We start from the raw sequence: 17,271 nt of genomic DNA on the forward strand, positions 1-17,271 counted from the left end.
TCTTAAAGCAGATCTTTCACAGGGGCAAATGTTTTTCTATGCACCGGAGAGGGCCCGTGACTTTTTAGTGCTTCGACGTGTGGTTTTGTTCCATATCCCTGATTGTTACGGAACTCGTACATTGGATACCGTTCGTCTATTTCAGCCATCATGCGGTCTCTTGTCACTTTGGCAATGACACTAGCTGCAGCAATCGAAACACTTCTCTCGTCCCCTTTAATGAGCTTTGTTTGAGGGCTCGAAATCGCGTCCAGTTCCATCGCATCAATTAGTAAATGTTCCGGGTGGCCTGAAAGATCTTCGACGGCTCTCTTCATAGCAAGTTTAGATGCTTGATATATGTTGATTTGATCGATCTCTTCATTTGTGACAATACCAACACCCCAATCAGCATCTGCTTTGATCCGCTCAAAGTATGCCTCCCGATTCTTCAAAGAAAGTTTCTTCGAATCATTCAGTCCTTCTAAGTAATAATCACGAGGTAAAATAACAGCCCCGGCCACAACAGGACCGGCAATGGGCCCTCGCCCTGCTTCGTCTATTCCTGCAATCTGGGTGAATCCACGTTGGAAGAGATCTTCTTCAAAGACCATCATCTTCTCATACTGACTTCTCAGCTCTTGCTTTTGACGGATTTCCTTATGGTAACGCTTCACAAGTTGCTGTACCCCTTTTCTCGAATCCTCTTTAAACAAAGCTAACTCTTGAGAGGTTAATGTATCGTCATTCAGTCTTTCCTTTACCTGGGCTACTGTCAATTGGGTCATGAAGCTTAAACCCTCCATTTCTTATCATATCGGACAATTTTCATCATTCTAAAATCAAATAATCGCTTTCTATTTAATATCTAATGTGGCCATGGATGAATGATTTAGAGGTGCAATTCAGAAATAAACTCATAAAAGAAAGCGCAAGGGCCTGGAGCCTCTTTGCGCTTTTGTTTATGAGTCAGGGTGTTCAAGGGTGATCGTACCCAGCTTCCCTGTTCGCAAGTCTTGTAAGATAATGTCAGAGACTTTTTCAAAGTTAATACGGCCTCCACTTTCGAGGCAGCCTCGTTTTTTCCCAATGGTCTCAAATGCTTCCATCATATCATCCACATTCTCAAGACTAAATCTCTCTTCAAGTCGTTCTGGATAGGATTGATGGAGAAAATGAAGGACATAGGCGGCTACATCTTCTTTAGGAAGGATTTGATCTTTAATCGTGCCAATCGCAGCTAAGCGATATCCAACTTCCTCTTCTTCGAACTTCGGCCATAGAATTCCAGGGGTATCAAGCAATTCAAATTCTTTTTTCACTTTTATCCACTGCTGCTTCGTGGTGACGCCTGGTTTATCCCCTGTTTTAGCCATTTTCTTGTTGGCCAGTCTATTGATCAAGGTTGATTTACCTACGTTCGGGATGCCTATGATCATCGCCCGTGAGGCTCTTGGACGGATGCCTTTCGCTTTGAGTTTATCCATTTTCTCTTTCCCTAACTCTTTTGCCAGCTGGACAACTTTCTGTACATCCTGTTTATGATTTGCCTCAATAGCGACGGCTGGAATACCTTGTTCTTTAAAATGTTCAATCCACTCCGTGGTAACATGGGTGTCGGCGAGATCTTTTTTCATCAACACCATCATTTTGGGCTTTTCTTGTAGCGTGTTATGAAGCATGGGGTTCTGAGAAGACATTGGGGCACGTGCATCTACGAGTTCAATTACGAAATCCACGAGTTTAAGTTTCTCAGCGACTTCCCTTTTTGCTTTGGCCATGTGGCCCGGGAACCATTGAATGGTCATATAGATCCTCCTAGTTCACAAGCTGGATGCGATTTAATGGCCAATAGGAAACAACAGCTTCCCCTACCATCTGCTCTTGATCAATCATGCCGAGCATCCTGCTGTCTGTCGAGTTGTTGCGGTTATCACCAAGCACGAACAAATGACCCTCCGGGACTTCTTTGTAGTTGCCTGGCATATCCTCTTCCATGATGAAGTCATCAGTCAACGGGCGGGTGCCACTTAATTGCTGTTTACGTTCATCAAGAAAAGGTTCTTCCACGGGTTCTCCATTTACATAGAGTTGATCATCTTCATAGGCAATATGATCACCAGGAAGGCCGATCACCCGTTTGATATAGTCTTTACGTTCTGTTGCATGAAATACAACGACATCAAATCGCTCCGGCGATCCAAGCGTATAATTGAGTTTGCTCACGATCAAATGATCTCCGCTATGTAAAGTGGTCAACATGGAAGGTCCTTCAACGACGACGGGTGCAAACAAAAACACTCTTACGATGACAGCTAATACACCAGCGATAAGAAATGCTTTCAACCAGTCCAACCATTGTTGTTTCATCATTATCCCTTCTTCCTTGAATGAAGGAGTCTGGAGCGGCAAAACCACAGTATACCGGCTGTAGAGACACAGCCTTTCCATAATACAGGGTTAAATTTGCTGCTGAATGCTCGCTTGTCTTATGTTATAGTCTTATAAATCATATCATAAATTTCATAAACCTTGGTTCCATTTTCGTTTAGCATTGTTTTTGAAAACTCAATTTTGAAAGTCTCATGAGGGGTTAGATGCTTTTGAAAAATCATGTCTCGAAAATAATACCTATAGATAAGTAGAAAAAAGGAGCTTGACATCGCAAGCTCCTTTTCACTGAAATTAGATAATTTCTTTAATACGTGCCGCTTTACCGCGTAGGTTACGCAAGTAGTAAAGTTTCGCACGACGTACTTTACCACGACGAGTACGCTCGATCTTAGCGATACGTGGAGAATGAACTGGGAATGTACGCTCAACACCTGTTCCGTAAGTAATCTTACGAACAGTGAATGTTTCGCTGATTCCGCCGTTCTGACGCTTGATGACAACACCTTCGAATACCTGGATACGTTCACGTGTGCCTTCGACAACTTTCACGTGTACTTTTACAGTATCACCAGGACGGAAATCAGGGTGATCCGAACGAAGTTGTTCTTTTGTAATGTCATGAATCAATTGTTGCATGATTTTCACTCCTTTTTAACTAATGCTCTTGTCTTCTAAGAGGCAGCGGAACATCGTTTTCCACTTAAACCGTACGTTTAAGCACAAGATTTAATATACCATATCGAGAGACAAACATCAACAGGGCTCAACGATTTTTCCACTCTTCCACCCACGTTTGTTCTTTCACAGATAATTCTCTTCCTTCAAGCAGATCCGGTCTTCTCTCATAGGTTCGTTTTAATGACTGATAATGACGCCATTCATCGATTTTAGCATGGTTTCCTGACAAAAGAACATCCGGTACTTTGTGACCTCGAAAATCCGCCGGTCTCGTATAATGAGGATGCTCCAGCAAACCGTTTGAGAATGAGTCCATTGGGGCCGACTGTTCATTACCGAGAACTCCTGGAAGAAGTCGGACTACGGAATCGATGACAACCATCGCACCAAGCTCTCCACCAGTAAGGACATAGTCACCGATGGAAATTTCATCGGTCACCAGTTCCTGTCTGATCCGTTCATCATACCCTTCATAATGGCCGCAAATAAAGACAAGATGATCTTCTTCGGAAAGTTCTTCCGCTTTTTGCTGGGAGTAGGGTTCTCCCTGCGGGCAAAGAAGCACGACGCGTGGAGGTTTTTCCGCTGTGTCTTTGATGGACTGAATGCTGTCAAAGATGGGCTGCGGGGATAGAACAAGCCCAGCTCCTCCACCATAAGGGTAATCATCAACTTTATTGTGCTTGTTTTCAGTGTAATCACGGAAATTGACATACTGATGTGAAAAGGCGCCTTGTTCCTGAGCACGCTTCATGATGGAATTCTGCAGTACACCATCAAACATTTCTGGAAAAAGTGTCAGAATATCGATATGCATTAGTCTAGCAGCCCCTCTATTGGATCGATGATGATGGTTTTCCGCTCCGGATCCACTTCTTTAACGACAGGTTCGATATACGGAATGAGAACATCCGGCTGATTCTTACGCTTCACAACCCAAACGTCGTTCGCGCCAGGGGTAAGGATTTCTTTGATTTCACCTAACTCTTCTCCTGACTCTAAAAACACGGTACACCCAATGATTTCATAAAAATAGAATTCATGATCATCAAGCTCTTCATGATCTTCTTCTGAAACCATCAGCTTTCCATTCTTGTATCCTTCGACATCATTAATCGTAAGGTGATCCTCAAAGCTTACAAGGTCGAAACCTTTATGATTCCGGTGTGTCCGAATGACCAGTGGTTTCGGCTCGCTGTTATCACTTACCCAATACAAAAGCTGACCTGGTTCAAATCGTTCATCAAAATCAGTGACACGATGAACTTTCACTTCTCCTTTGATGCCGTGTGTGTTTATGATTTTACCAACATTAAATAACTGTTTTTCCATGAGTGCAATTACCTCGCTCGTATGACTTTTCCGTCTTCCACGACGATTTGACGATCCTGAATGACCTGTTCCCATTGATCGCCTTCTTCAACTTCAATCAATGCCTGTACTTCATCCGTTTCAAGTTCACTTCCATCTGGCAGGATATCCAACTGTTTACGTTGATATTCAAGCCACTTCAGTTGATCTTTTCTCCGACCGATTTCTTTCGAAAAACGCCGCTCCACTTCCTGCCTGGAAACCCCGGGCTTACGTTCCAGCTTTTTCTGTTCAAACGAAAGCTGCCTGCATTCACGTTCCAGACGTTGGTATCTTTCGTCGAACTTTTCCTTGATTTGCGCACGGCTCGTCTCTGTCAAAATCTGTTTGACAGGTACTGTTCGGATGATCTGCATCTTTCGCCCGCCCCTCTGCTATTCCTTGAGAATAGTAAAAAAGGGAAAAGGTTTCCCTTCTCCCTTCTTACACCAATAAAATTAGTTCTCTTACATGATATCCAAATAGATCCGTTTTTCAGAATCTGAACCTGCCGCATAAACGACAGTCCGAATCGCTTTCGCAATCCGCCCGTTCTTACCGATTACTTTCCCTACATCATCCGGGTGGACCGTTAGATGATAAACCACTTTGTGATTTTCTTCTTTCTCATCCACCACAATGTCATCAGGATGATCGACAAGCGGAGTTACGATCGTTTCGATTAAGGTTTTCATGGGATCACCACTACTTTATGATTTATTGGTTTTTCTTATCGTGGAACTGCTTCATGATGCCTTCGTTAGAGAAAAGGTTACGAACAGTGTCGCTTGGCTTCGCGCCGTTAGACATCCAGTCGATCGCTTTCTCAGCATCAAGTTTAACCTCTACAGGGTTAGCAACTGGGTTATATGTTCCGATTTGCTCGATGATACGTCCATCACGAGGAGAACGAGAATCAGCAACTACTACACGATAAAATGGGTTACGCTTAGATCCCATACGTTTTAGGCGAATTTTTACTGCCATTTTTAACAACCTCCAAAATTTCTTTAATGTTTCACACAGATTTAGATTTTAGCAGAACTTCAAGGGTGTGTAAAGGTTTTTTCCATTACATAAAAGGAAATTTCATTCCTTTGCCTTTTTTCCCTTTCGTATTGCTCATTTGTTTCATCATTTTCTTCATTTCTTCAAACTGCTTCAACAGTCTATTGACCTCTGAAACAGAAGTTCCGGAACCTTTAGCAATCCGCTTCTTACGGCTTGCATTCATAACAGAAGGGTCCTGTCTTTCATTTTTAGTCATCGATTGGATGATGGCCTCGACATGAACAATCTGCTTGTCATCGAAGGACACATTCTGAAGGCCCTTCATTTTGTTCGCACCAGGAATCATGTTTAAAATTTCATCCAGCGGCCCCATATTTTTCACTTGCTCCATCTGCTCAAGGAAATCCTCAAAAGTAAAGGAAGCATTACGCATTTTCGACTCCAGCTCTTTCGCTTGCTTTTCATCAACCTGCGTCTGTGCTTTTTCAATTAAGGTGAGCATGTCGCCCATTCCGAGAATCCTTGACGCCATACGCTCGGGGTGGAAAGTCTCAAGCTGGTCAAGCTTTTCACCCATACCTGCGAATTTAATCGGTTTACCTGTCACGGCTTTGATGGATAATGCGGCACCACCACGAGTGTCTCCATCCAGTTTCGTGAGAAGAACACCGGTAACGTCCAGCTGCTCATCGAAGCTTTCAGCTACGTTTACAGCATCCTGCCCCGTCATGGCATCGACAACAAGGAAAATCTCATCAGGATTGACAGCTTCCTTGATTTCCTGCAATTCACCCATCAAGTCGCCATCAATATGCAAACGACCAGCGGTATCAATGAGCACATAATCATGATGCTCCTCTTTGGCTTTGGCTATCGCATTTTTGGCGATGTCCACAGGATTTGCTTCGGTACCTTCCTCATGAACAGGCATATCCAGCTGTTTTCCGAGTGTCTGCAATTGCTGGATGGCAGCTGGACGGTAAACGTCCGCACCAACGAGTAATGGCTTCCTGTTGTAGCTTTTGCGCAACAGATTCGCAAGCTTCCCGGTAGTGGTCGTTTTACCTGCACCCTGCAAACCGACCATCATAATAACCGTCGGAGGACGCTTGGCAACAGCAATCTTACTTTCGTCGCCACCCATCAGATCGGTAAGCTCTTCTTTAACAACTTTGATAACCTGCTGCCCAGGGGTCAGGCTTTCCATGACCTCTTGACCGACGGCGCGTTCACGGACACGCTTCACAAAATCTTTAACGACTTTAAAGTTTACATCGGCCTCAAGGAGGGCGAGACGGACCTCCCTGGTCATCTCTTTTACGTCTTGTTCGTTTACCTTCCCTTTGCCTTTGATTTTCTTGATCGTTTCCTGCAAACGGTCGGATAAACCCTCAAATGCCATCGAAGATCCCCTCCTATTCTAATTCTTGTAATTCGTGCAGCCATGATTCATAAGGGGCAGGGAGCTCGTCTTTTTTAAACTGAGCCTCCATTTCCTTAATCACTTTCTGCCGCTTTTCAAACTTCCCATATAGATGAAGCTTTTTTTCATATTCTTCAAGCATCGTCTCTGTTCGGCGAATATTATCGTAAACGGCTTGACGTGAGACATCAAAAGTTTCCGATATTTCACCAAGAGAATAATCTTCGAGATAGTACAACTCCATATAGTTTCTCTGCTTAGGAGTTAACAACGATTGATAGAAATCAAATAGATAATTAATCCGTGTCGTTTTTTCAAGCATGCTTGAAGCACTCCTTGTTAAGTGAAATGCCTTTACACATAAATACTAAAGGAACATGTACCTTTATGTCAAGGCTTATGAAAGTTCTTCTTCTTCTTCATATTCTTCAATCATATCTGCGAACAGACCATAAACGAAAGCATGAGCATCGAATGTTTCAAGATCGGTCACTTTTTCTCCCAGGCCGACAAGTTTTACCGGGATCTCCAATTCATTTCGGATGGCAAGAACGATTCCGCCTTTTGCTGTTCCATCAAGTTTTGATAGGACAATGCCGGAAACATCCGTCGCTTCGGAAAATGTTTTTGCCTGGCTCATTGCATTCTGTCCTGTTGTAGCATCCAGGACAAGCAGCACTTCATGAGGAGCTCCAGGAATTTCACGTTCAATGACACGTTTCACCTTGGAAAGCTCATTCATCAAGTTCACTTTATTTTGCAGACGACCGGCAGTATCGCAGATGAGAACATCGGCATTCTTCGATTTCGCCGATTGAATGCCATCATAAATGACAGCAGCAGGATCACTGCCTTCACTATGCTTTGTGACATTCACCCCTACACGTTTGCCCCACTCTTCCAGTTGCTCTATGGCACCTGCACGGAATGTATCTCCTGCGGCAAGGGTTACGTTCTTCCCTTCACTTTTCAATCGGTGGGCGAGTTTACCAATGGTCGTTGTTTTCCCTACGCCATTTACGCCAACAAATAGATAGACTGTCAAACCATCTGGATTTTCATTCAACCCTTCGATCTCTTCAGCGCGATCATCCCCGTAGTAGATTTCAACCAGTTTTTCGGAAATAATTTCTTTCACTTTTTGAGGATCCTGAACGTTTCTTCGTTTCACTTCCATTTCCAGCTCCTCAATCATTTCCATCACGGTTGTAACCCCGACATCAGCAGAAATCAACACTTCCTCTAATTCCTCAAAGAAATCTTCGTCGACGGTTCGGTAACGAGCGACGAGATCATTAATTTTAGTTGAAAATGAATTCCTGGTTTTAGCCAGTCCCATTTTAAATTTAGAGGCGATCGATACTTTTTCATCCTCTTCCTGACTCTCTCGATGATCATCTTCTGTCATAGATTCATCCAGAGCTCCTACATTCTCCTCGTCATCATCAACCACAGATGATTCTGCAGCCTCTTCTTCTACTTCCTCTTCAGGTTCAGTTGCGTCTTCTCCATCCAAAGAGTCTTCCGTTTCTTTCGTTTCTGTTTCTCCCTGAAGGTCGGTCACCTCTTTATCTGCGCTATCTGAGAGTGGTGCATCGGACTCCTGAGAATCCTCCCGATCGTCGGAATCCTCTGTGTCTTGGGCCTGCTGTTCCTCTTTTTTTTCATCCGACTCAGAATCTTTTACGAATTTTTCTTTCAGTTTCTTAAAAAAACTCATCGACTCATCCTTCCTATGCTTCCAATAATTCCGGTGTTTCTTCTAGTCTGACAGATACAAGTTTAGATACCCCTGACTCTTGCATGGTCACACCGTAAAGTACATCCGATTCTTCCATTGTCCCTTTTCTGTGAGTGATGACAATGAACTGTGTCTTTTCACTGAATTCTTTCAAGAATTTAGCAAAACGATCCACGTTCGCTTCATCCAATGCTGCTTCCACCTCGTCCAGTACACAAAATGGAACAGGACGGACGCGCAGAATAGAGAATAGCAGAGCGATTGCTGTCAGAGCACGTTCGCCACCTGATAGCAAACTCATATTCTGCAGTTTCTTACCCGGAGGCTGGGCAACAATATCAACACCTGTTTCTAACATGTCATTCGGATCAGTGAGTTGCAAGTCGGCTCGTCCTCCACCGAACAAAGTACGGAAGACTTCACCGAATTCAGCACGGATTTTAGTAAAGGTATCTTCGAATTTCCGTTTCATTTCACCGTCCATCTCATTAATGACTGTATGAAGCGTTTGTTTGGCTTCCAGTAAATCGTCTTGCTGGCCTTTCAGGAATTCGTAACGCTCTTTAATCCGGTCATACTCATCGATGGCACCCAAATTCACAGTGCCAAGCTCTTCAATAGCCCGCTTGATCAGCTTGACCTTCGTTGATGCTTCATCAATATCATCGACTCCCGGATAGTCTCTCTTCGCTTTTTCAAATGTCATCACATACTCTTCCTGCAAGTATTGAAGCATATTCTCAAGCTCCACGTCCAGCCTGTTTGCTTTGACTTCCTTCTGCTGCAAATCCTGGGTGAAGTTTTGATGCCTACGCTTCCATTCTTTCAGGCTCTGTTCTGCCTGCTGAATGTCTGCAGCAAGCTCTTGACGCTCTTTCCTCTTCGAATTGATGGTCGAAGCCGTTTCTTCTTTGGCCGTACGCATGCTTTCAATTTGGGATTGAATCTCATCTTCCGTCTGGTTGGACTCTTTAACCTCCATCAGCTGTTGATAAGAGACCCGGTTGCCTCGTAACTCCTGCTCTATCAAGTCTTTCTCCTGCTGATAACGATCTGTTTTTTCCTTTTGGTTGTTTACCGATGATTCTTGCTCGGCCAGTTGGATTTGAAGCTTCTGCTTACGTTCCTGCAAGTTAGCTTCGTCCTCTTTCTGACGTTCTTTTGTAGTCGTCAGTTCTTCGATCTTTGTATTAATCGAGACAAGTTGTTCCTCTAGAGTTTGCAGGGTTTCATCAAGGTCGCTCAACTGCTGATCTGCATGGTGAGAATCCTGATCGTATTGAGCCTGGTCCTGGTCGAACAATTGAAGTTGATCATTCAAATGGTTGAGTTTCAGCTGCACTTCTCTTTGGTCAGACTGTTTTTCATACTCTTCCTGCTTTAACTCCGAGAGTTTCACATTCCACTGCTCTTTTTCCTCTTCCTGCTCAGCCAAGGTTTCTTTCAACTTCTTTACTTTATTCTCAACTTCCAACGCCTTTGCATCATAAGCAACGATTTTCTCACTAAGTTCCTGCAATTCCTTTTCTCTTGTAAACAAGGATTGTTTCGATTGTTTTTTGGCCCCTCCTGACATGGAGCCGCCAGGATTAACGACATCTCCATCAAGCGTCACAACCCTGTATTTTCTATTCAATACGCGGGCGATTTGGTTTGCGTGCTCCAACCCTTCAGCTATGACGATATGACCCAGAAGGTGCTGGATTGGTTTTGAATGGGCCGGATCATATTGGATAAGGTCGGCTGCTACTCCTACATACCCCTCTTGTTGTGAGAGCGATGCAGCCCCGTGTACAGAACGAGGTTGAATCGAGGTAAGAGGAAGGAAAGTAGCTCTTCCTTTATTGTTCGTTTTTAACCAGTGAATCGCCTGTCTTCCGGTTTGTTCATCTTCTACGACAATATGTTGTGCCTGAGCACCCAGGGCAGTCTCAATCGCTGTCAAGAGATGAGAAGGGATATCGATCAATGCGAGCACGGCTCCATGAATCCCCTGCAGCTGGCCTCTTTGGGAAGCTTTCAGAACCTCACGGACGCCATGGAAATACCCGGAGAAGTCTTCCTTCATCTCTTCAAGCATTTCCTTTTTCGATCGCATGTTCTCCAAATATTGATAGCCTTTATAAAGCTTTTCCTGCCATTCCTGATACGTCTGTTTGTTTTTTGCGTGTTTCTCGTTCAACTCCTGGACTTGCGTCTCCAACTCTTCCCGTTGTTTTGTAAGGTTTCCCAACTCTTTTGTCATTGAAGTCAATGTTTCTTCAAGCGTAGCTCGTTCACTTCTAAGATCTTTGAATTTATCAATCTGACTTCCCTTTTTAGAGTGAATTTGGTCCAACTGTTTTTCTAAGAGTTGTTTTTCGTTCCGTTTGGCTGCCTGCTTATTAAGCAATTCAATATATTCACTCTTCAAATCTTCAATTTCTTCTTCAATTAAATGAAGATCCTGTTTTAATGCTTGAGTGGTTTGGTTTAGTTCTTGCTTTGTAGATTCTCTTTTTTCTTTAATCTGTGCTAACTTTTGGGCTTCTTCTTCGGCGATTGACTTTAAATTCACCAGTTTGTCAGAGAGATCTTCGTAGGCCTCTTCCAATTTGGATTTATTTTCTTCAAAATGTTTATGCCGCTCTTTCATCAGCTGCTTTTTACCCTCAAGGTTTTCGAGGTCTCTTGTTAAAGAGAGCAATTTTTCCTGCATATTTTCTATAGAAGCATCCAGAATTTCCACACGATCTCTTTGATCTTTTAGTGAAGCTTCATCCGCCTCGATCTTCCCACTCAACTCGTTTTCCTGGGTTTTAACTTCTTCCAGTTCTTTAAGGATTCTTTCCCATTCCCCATGAACCTGCTGTATTTGAGTGATCAATAATGAAATTTCAACATTTTTCAGTTCGTCTTTTTTCTCTAAGTAATCTTTCGCGACAGCCGCCTGTTCTTTTAACGGTTCAAGCTGACCATCAATCTCCCATATGATATCTTCCACACGGTTCAAATTTTCCTGTGTTTCCGACAACTTGTACTCCGCTTTCTTCTTCCGCTGTTTGTACTTAAGAACTCCTGCCGCTTCTTCAAAAATGGAACGACGGTCTTCTGCTTTGGAGCTGAGGATTTCTTCTACTTTGCCTTGGCTGATGATAGAGAAAGCTTCCCTGCCAAGCCCGGAATCCATGAATAGATCTACAATATCCTTCAAACGGCATGTCTGGTTATTTATATAGAACTCACTTTCACCGGAGCGGTAAACGCGTCTCGTCACGCTGACTTCCTGGTAATCCAGAGGCAGTGCCTGGTCTGTATTATCAAGAGTCAAAGTCACTTCTGCCATATTCAATGGGGATCTGGTTTCACTACCTGCAAAAATGATATCTTCCATTTTGCTACCGCGAAGCGACCGGGCTGATTGTTCACCTAATACCCATCGAATCGCATCCGTTATATTACTTTTTCCACTACCATTCGGTCCGACGACAGATGTGACTCCAGAAACAAAATCCACGGTCACTCGTTCGGCAAATGATTTAAAACCTATCGTATCTAATTGTTTGAGGAACATATTCATCCTCCTGTTTTTTCACAAATCTTTCATTCACTCAACTTATATATTTTATCATAAAGAACGCCCCTACGGTAGGAACCCCAGTCTACTTTTATAACACCATGTGAAATCCCATTCAACATAATCTCCCATTAGTTGAAGACTCAGTTTCGAGAATTTTTTTGTTGGGCGGATGGGGGCTGCGGGGAATAGCTCGCTTTCCAGCCACCCCGGACGCTCAACCCGGGCAACGAACCCCGGAAAGTCTCGAAAGTGAGTCTTCAAGTAACCTGCCATATACTTTAATAAGTAATTATATTAATGAAGGGTTTTAAAATTCGGCAAAGTCCTTTATCATATGTAATAGTCTATATAACGAGCCCTGAAGGAGGATTCATTTTTGAGTTTACAAGAACCGAATCAAGAAAACCTGGAAACCATCATCAATGACATGGCTGAAAAACTGCAGGTCGTGAACCGTTCCCTCATGGACCCAGAGGATTACGATCTGAATAAATACGAAGAAATCAAATCCCTTCACGACATCATTGAAATGAAAGGGCAATTGAGCGTTTCTGAAATACAGGCATTCGTTCAGGAACTTGGCCAGTACAGAAAATAACCAGCCGTAAAAAAGACCGTTTCGGAGTCGCTCTCCGAAACGGTCTTTTTAAAAATGCTTTTACAGGCGGATTATAAATGGGCTCCTTGGTTTTCCAACGCCTGTTGAGCCGCTTTCTGTTCCGCTTCCTTCTTCGTTCGGCCTACACCAATTCCACCGATGTCATCCTGAATCAGTACATGAGCGATAAACTCCCGGCTGTGTGCAGGTCCTCTCTCTTCAACGATTTCATATTCAATTTTACTGTTTTTATCCCGTTGAATAAATTCTTGTAGCTGACTTTTGAAATCCATCGCATGAGAAAAAGCACCTTTTTTCACTTTCGGATACACATACGCTCTTAAGAACTGTATGACTGCATCGTAACCCTGGTCTAAATAAAGAGCGCCAATGAACGCTTCAAAAACATCAGCAAGCAATGCCGGTCGATTGCGTCCTCCGGTCAGCTCTTCACCTTTACCAAGTAAAATCAGGTCTTGGAAATTCAGCTCATTCGCAAATTCTACTAATGAGACTTCACACACAATCGAGGCTCTGAACTTCGTAAGCTCTCCTTCAGCCATATCCGGGAACTCGCGGTACAAATACTGCGAGACTCCTAGTTCAAGAACGGCATCTCCCAAGAATTCCAGCCGTTCATTATCCTCTCGATCGGTTTTCCGATGCTCATTCACATATGATGAATGTGTAAAAGCCTGTTCCAGTAACGAGATATCATTGAATTGTAATTTTATCTTTTTCTGGAAACTGGAAAAATCATCCATAAATCACCTTGTCCTTTGCAATGAATTTCTTGAAAAATATAGGAAAGGCTGCCCGAATAAACGGACAGCGATCCTATTACGACTGGCTGCTTATGTAATTCACAGCGTCGCCTACTGTATTGATTTTTTCAGCTTCTTCATCAGAAATTTCCATATCAAACTCGTCTTCAAGCTCCATTACAAGCTCAACGACATCAAGAGAGTCTGCTTCTAGATCTTCTTTGAAGGAAGCTTCCATAGTCACTTTAGACTCATCAACATCAAGACGATCGACGATGATTTGTTTTACACGATCAAATGTTTCTGCCATTGGAACCTCACCTCCCTTCAGTAATTATAGTAATGTGTGTCCAAAAGCGCAAGAGGTTGTTTAGCCCCGGCTCATAGAAACCGTCGTCCCTTTACTCTAAATGAGATGGACGATTCATGAGATTAGGTTATTACATGACCATGCCGCCATCTACATGCAATGTTTGACCTGTCATGTAAGCTGCATCTTTGGAAGCTAGAAAACGGACAACGCGCGCAACATCTTCCCCTTCACCAAGACGTTTGAGTGGAATCATGGCAAGCATTTGCTCGCGCTGCTCATCTGTAAGGGCATCTGTCATATCTGTCGCGATATATCCGGGAGCTACAGCGTTCACCTGGATGTTTCTAGCGGCTAATTCTTTAGCATTCGATTTGGTCATACCGATGACACCCGCTTTAGCAGCGACATAATTTGCCTGCCCGGGGTTCCCTGAAACACCAACGATTGATGCAACGTTGATAATTCGTCCATACTTTTGTTTCATCATCTGACGTGTCACCCCTTTTGTACAGAGGAAAACGCCTTTCAAGTTCGTATCAATAACGGAATCAAACTCTTCTTCTTTCATTCTCATCAGGAGATTGTCCTTTGTAATCCCTGCATTGTTGACAAGTATATCCAAACGTCCGAATTCATCAACGACTGTTTTCACCATACGTTTGACATCTTCATCATTAGAAACGTTAGCCTGTATTTTAATGGCTGCACCGCCCTGTTCATGGATCTCCTGAACAACCGCCTCGGCTTTATCTTCGCTCCCTGCATAATTGACGGCCACTTTCGCTCCTTGACGAGCAAGTTCAAGCGCAATAGCCTTTCCAATTCCACGGGATGCTCCTGTAACAAGAGCCACCTGGTCCTGTAACATTACGATTCCTCCTTATACCAATCGATGAACGCTCGCAGTGACTCTGGGTCCTGCACACTGAACGTTTTCATACGACGTTTTACTTTTCGGACAAGACCACTCAATACTTTGCCCTGTCCCACTTCTACAATCGCATCGACCTCTTCTTCGACGAATGCCTCAAGGATCTGCTGAAACCTTACAGGGGAGTATAGTTGTTCAACGAGAAGCTGTTCTATTTCTTCCGCATTTGTGACCGGCGCAGCAGTCACATTAGCATATACGGGCACGTTGGCATCATAGATCTTTGTTTCAGATAAATGGTCAGCAAAATCATCACTGGCTGACTTCATGAGACGAGAGTGGAATGGACCACTGACGTTAAGAGGGAGTACGCGCTTCGCACCTGCCTCTGACAACTGTTCAGAAGCTTTCTCCACGCCTTCCTTTGTTCCAGAAATGACAATTTGACCAGGACAATTGATGTTGGCAAGGTCAACAGCCAGCTCTCCATCAAAGTCACGCAGAACTTCTTCTATTTCTTCTTGTGAAAGTCCAAGTACAGCCGCCATTGTTCCCATGCCTGTAGGGTAAGCTTCTTCCATCAGCTTCCCACGGACATGCACAAGTTGTACGGCTTCCATTGGATCGAGTGCTCCGGCTGCGACCAAAGCACTGTATTCTCCTAGACTGTGACCTGCCGTCATAGAAGGAGCCACTCCTTCTTGCTGTAGTACACGTTGGATAGCTATACTGTTCAAAAGCAATGCGGGTTGAGCATTTTCTGTTTTCGTTAATTCTCCTGAAGGGCCTTCGAACATTAAACGAGTTAAAGAATATCCAAGAGCTTCATCCGCTTCATCAAACAATTGTTTCACAGCAGGATATGCCTCATACATCGCCTTCCCCATACCTACTTCCTGGGACCCCTGCCCTGGAAAAACACATGCGATTCGCTTCATGATTCATCCTCCTCTTTGTCCATTTCAGCAAGTGTTGTTGAAATGGTATTCGTTACATCAAGCTCAATCATGTGGCAAGCCTGACGGATTGCATTCAAAACAGCTCGATCATTGGAAGAGCCGTGCGCCTTAATGACAGGTGCGGCCAAACCAAACAACCCTGCTCCGCCATATTCACTATAATCGAGCTGGGCTTTTAAATTTCGCAGATCATTTTTTGCTAAGCCAGCCGCAATTTTTGTTTTAAAGTTACTCATAAATGTTTGTTTAATCATTGAGAACATCGTCATAGCCGTTCCTTCAATCGTCTTCAAGGTTACATTCCCTGTGAACCCATCAGTGACGACTACATCGGCTACGCCTTCAAGAAGATCACGAGCCTCAACGTTCCCGACAAAGTTAATCGGAGCTTCTTTCATCAGTTCAAACGCTTTTTTGGTCAAGTCACTTCCTTTGCCGTCTTCCGTACCGACATTCAAAAGTCCGACTCTTGGCTGCTTAATTTCTCGTACATTTTCCGCATAGATACTCCCAATCACTGCATATTGCAACAAGTGATCAGGTTTTGCATCCACGTTTGCACCGACATCCAGCATAAGAAATCCTTTACCGTCCGACGTTGGAAGAGTCGGGCTAAGTGCAGGCCTGTCGACCCCTTTCATTCGACCGACGACAAACAAACCTGCGCTCATCAAGGCCCCTGTATTTCCAGCAGATATACAGCCATCCGCTCGCCCTTCTTTCACTTCCGTGGCCGTCAAAACCATAGAGGATTGTTTCTTTCTCCTCACCGCTCTTACCGGCTCATCATCAGAAGTGATCACTTCTGTAGTATGTAATATAGACACATTTGACTGCCCTTTTAAGAAAGGTTTGATTTGATCTTCATCCCCTACAAGGGTGATTTCCAAACCTTCAATTGTGTCTGCGGCCATTACCGCCCCTTTTACGATCGCTTCTGGGGCATTGTCGCCGCCCATAGCATCAATGGCTAGCTTCATTCTCGATCCATCTCCTTCTGTTGGTTCGAACGATACATCTCAAAAGTTCCAGCAAATACTTCTTCGTTGTCGACGTAACTATGCACATTCACAAGTGTTCGCCCTTTTTCACCGTCGCCTTTGACCGTCGCTTTAGCCACCACACGTTCTCCAAGTTTTACTGGACGTGAGAATGTAATTTCCGACTGGGCCGTAAGCGCCAGTTCATCATTAATCAAGGCAACGGCGAGAGAGTTAGCCTGTGCGAATAAGTAGTGACCTCTGGCTATATGGTTTCTGGAAAAGACATGTTCCGGACGGATGTCCAAGATTGAAATCGCACGGTCGTCCAATTCCAGGTCGACCACTTCTCCAATGATTTCTTCCACAGGCAAGGCTTTTACCGTTTCATTCCATTCCTGCGTGGCGACTGACTTGATCCGTTCCCGCAGTTCAGGAATTCCAAGTTCCATCCGATCCAGCCTTATCGTCTGAATACTGACCCCGAATGTCTTTGCCAGTTCTTCGTCTGTAATGAAGGGGGTATGGTCTATTTTCGTTTTCAATTCTTCCTGACGTACTTTTTTAGACTTCTTCATACATATGCCACCGTTCATTTAGCCATAAATTCTTGCTTTATGACTAGGTACTAATAGTAATATATAATACCAA

General features: G+C 43.8%; 20 protein-coding genes. 1 reads left to right on the forward strand and 19 read right to left on the reverse strand.

All coding sequences use genetic code 11. The features are described from left to right. Positions 1 to 2: 2 nt before the first annotated feature. From VKA52_RS20405 to smc, 13 genes are all read right to left on the reverse strand, one after another. Positions 3 to 767, reverse strand: coding sequence for a ribonuclease HII (locus tag VKA52_RS20405; protein WP_326317019.1), 765 nt, complete (start codon positions 765 to 767; stop codon positions 3 to 5). A gap of 174 nt (positions 768 to 941) precedes the next feature. Next, positions 942 to 1,787, reverse strand: coding sequence for a ribosome biogenesis GTPase YlqF (gene ylqF, locus VKA52_RS20410; protein ID WP_326317020.1), 846 nt, complete (start codon positions 1,785 to 1,787; stop codon positions 942 to 944). A 10-nt stretch (positions 1,788 to 1,797) separates the two neighbouring features. Continuing rightward, a complete protein-coding gene (gene lepB / locus VKA52_RS20415) occupies positions 1,798 to 2,349 on the reverse strand; it encodes a signal peptidase I (RefSeq protein WP_160913800.1) in 552 nt (183 codons plus the stop codon). 315 nt (positions 2,350 to 2,664) lie between these two features. Next, positions 2,665 to 3,009, reverse strand: a complete 345-nt coding sequence (gene rplS, locus VKA52_RS20420; RefSeq protein WP_160912444.1) for a 50S ribosomal protein L19 — start codon at positions 3,007 to 3,009, stop codon at positions 2,665 to 2,667. A gap of 127 nt (positions 3,010 to 3,136) precedes the next feature. After that, entirely contained in the window at positions 3,137 to 3,868 is a 732-nt protein-coding gene (trmD, locus tag VKA52_RS20425) for a tRNA (guanosine(37)-N1)-methyltransferase TrmD (protein WP_160913160.1), read from the reverse strand. Next, positions 3,868 to 4,383, reverse strand: coding sequence for a ribosome maturation factor RimM (rimM, locus tag VKA52_RS20430; protein ID WP_326317022.1), 516 nt, complete (start codon positions 4,381 to 4,383; stop codon positions 3,868 to 3,870). The genes trmD and rimM overlap by 1 nt, the downstream gene beginning before the upstream one ends. 8 nt (positions 4,384 to 4,391) lie before the next feature. Further along, complete coding sequence (locus VKA52_RS20435) at positions 4,392 to 4,778, reverse strand: YlqD family protein (RefSeq protein WP_160913156.1); 387 nt, start codon at positions 4,776 to 4,778, stop codon at positions 4,392 to 4,394. A 90-nt stretch (positions 4,779 to 4,868) separates the two neighbouring features. Further along, positions 4,869 to 5,096, reverse strand: coding sequence for a KH domain-containing protein (locus VKA52_RS20440; RefSeq protein WP_089652440.1), 228 nt, complete (start codon positions 5,094 to 5,096; stop codon positions 4,869 to 4,871). A gap of 22 nt (positions 5,097 to 5,118) precedes the next feature. Beyond that, complete coding sequence (gene rpsP / locus VKA52_RS20445; RefSeq protein WP_089652441.1) at positions 5,119 to 5,388, reverse strand: 30S ribosomal protein S16; 270 nt, start codon at positions 5,386 to 5,388, stop codon at positions 5,119 to 5,121. An 85-nt stretch (positions 5,389 to 5,473) separates the two neighbouring features. Further along, on the reverse strand, positions 5,474 to 6,814 hold the full coding sequence (gene ffh, locus VKA52_RS20450) for a signal recognition particle protein (RefSeq protein ID WP_160913154.1): 1,341 nt from the start codon (positions 6,812 to 6,814) through the stop codon (positions 5,474 to 5,476). Between the two features lie 13 nt (positions 6,815 to 6,827). After that, the gene (locus VKA52_RS20455; RefSeq protein ID WP_115824939.1) at positions 6,828 to 7,157 is read right to left on the reverse strand and encodes a putative DNA-binding protein; all 330 of its coding nucleotides are present in this window, start codon (positions 7,155 to 7,157) and stop codon (positions 6,828 to 6,830) included. 75 nt (positions 7,158 to 7,232) lie between these two features. Then, positions 7,233 to 8,555, reverse strand: a complete 1,323-nt coding sequence (ftsY, locus tag VKA52_RS20460; RefSeq protein WP_326317026.1) for a signal recognition particle-docking protein FtsY — start codon at positions 8,553 to 8,555, stop codon at positions 7,233 to 7,235. A gap of 13 nt (positions 8,556 to 8,568) precedes the next feature. Further along, positions 8,569 to 12,129: a chromosome segregation protein SMC gene (gene smc / locus VKA52_RS20465; RefSeq protein ID WP_326317028.1), complete on the reverse strand. Its 3,561-nt coding sequence runs from the start codon at positions 12,127 to 12,129 to the stop codon at positions 8,569 to 8,571. Positions 12,130 to 12,511: 382 nt separating this feature from the next. Here smc and VKA52_RS20470 point away from each other — a divergent pair, with 382 nt between their 5' ends. Then, on the forward strand, positions 12,512 to 12,733 hold the full coding sequence (locus tag VKA52_RS20470; RefSeq protein WP_160913149.1) for a DUF1128 domain-containing protein: 222 nt from the start codon (positions 12,512 to 12,514) through the stop codon (positions 12,731 to 12,733). A 71-nt stretch (positions 12,734 to 12,804) separates the two neighbouring features. Here the strand turns inward: VKA52_RS20470 and rnc are convergent, their stop codons facing one another. From rnc to fapR, 6 genes are all read right to left on the reverse strand, one after another. Then, entirely contained in the window at positions 12,805 to 13,497 is a 693-nt protein-coding gene (rnc, locus tag VKA52_RS20475; protein ID WP_160913147.1) for a ribonuclease III, read from the reverse strand. A 76-nt stretch (positions 13,498 to 13,573) separates the two neighbouring features. Beyond that, positions 13,574 to 13,807, reverse strand: a complete 234-nt coding sequence (acpP, locus tag VKA52_RS20480; RefSeq protein WP_035505393.1) for an acyl carrier protein — start codon at positions 13,805 to 13,807, stop codon at positions 13,574 to 13,576. A gap of 130 nt (positions 13,808 to 13,937) precedes the next feature. Further along, a complete protein-coding gene (fabG, locus tag VKA52_RS20485) occupies positions 13,938 to 14,678 on the reverse strand; it encodes a 3-oxoacyl-[acyl-carrier-protein] reductase (RefSeq protein WP_326317032.1) in 741 nt (246 codons plus the stop codon). Beyond that, a complete protein-coding gene (fabD, locus tag VKA52_RS20490) occupies positions 14,678 to 15,619 on the reverse strand; it encodes an ACP S-malonyltransferase (protein ID WP_326317034.1) in 942 nt (313 codons plus the stop codon). Before fabD ends, fabG begins: the two co-directional genes overlap by 1 nt. Next, complete coding sequence (gene plsX, locus VKA52_RS20495) at positions 15,616 to 16,620, reverse strand: phosphate acyltransferase PlsX (protein ID WP_160913142.1); 1,005 nt, start codon at positions 16,618 to 16,620, stop codon at positions 15,616 to 15,618. The genes fabD and plsX overlap by 4 nt, the downstream gene beginning before the upstream one ends. Further along, complete coding sequence (fapR, locus tag VKA52_RS20500; RefSeq protein ID WP_326317037.1) at positions 16,617 to 17,198, reverse strand: transcription factor FapR; 582 nt, start codon at positions 17,196 to 17,198, stop codon at positions 16,617 to 16,619. Before fapR ends, plsX begins: the two co-directional genes overlap by 4 nt. Positions 17,199 to 17,271: the final 73 nt, after the last annotated feature.

The sequence above is a fragment of the Halobacillus sp. HZG1 genome, from assembly GCF_035818575.1.
GTDB lineage: Bacteria > Bacillota > Bacilli > Bacillales > Halobacillaceae > Halobacillus > Halobacillus litoralis.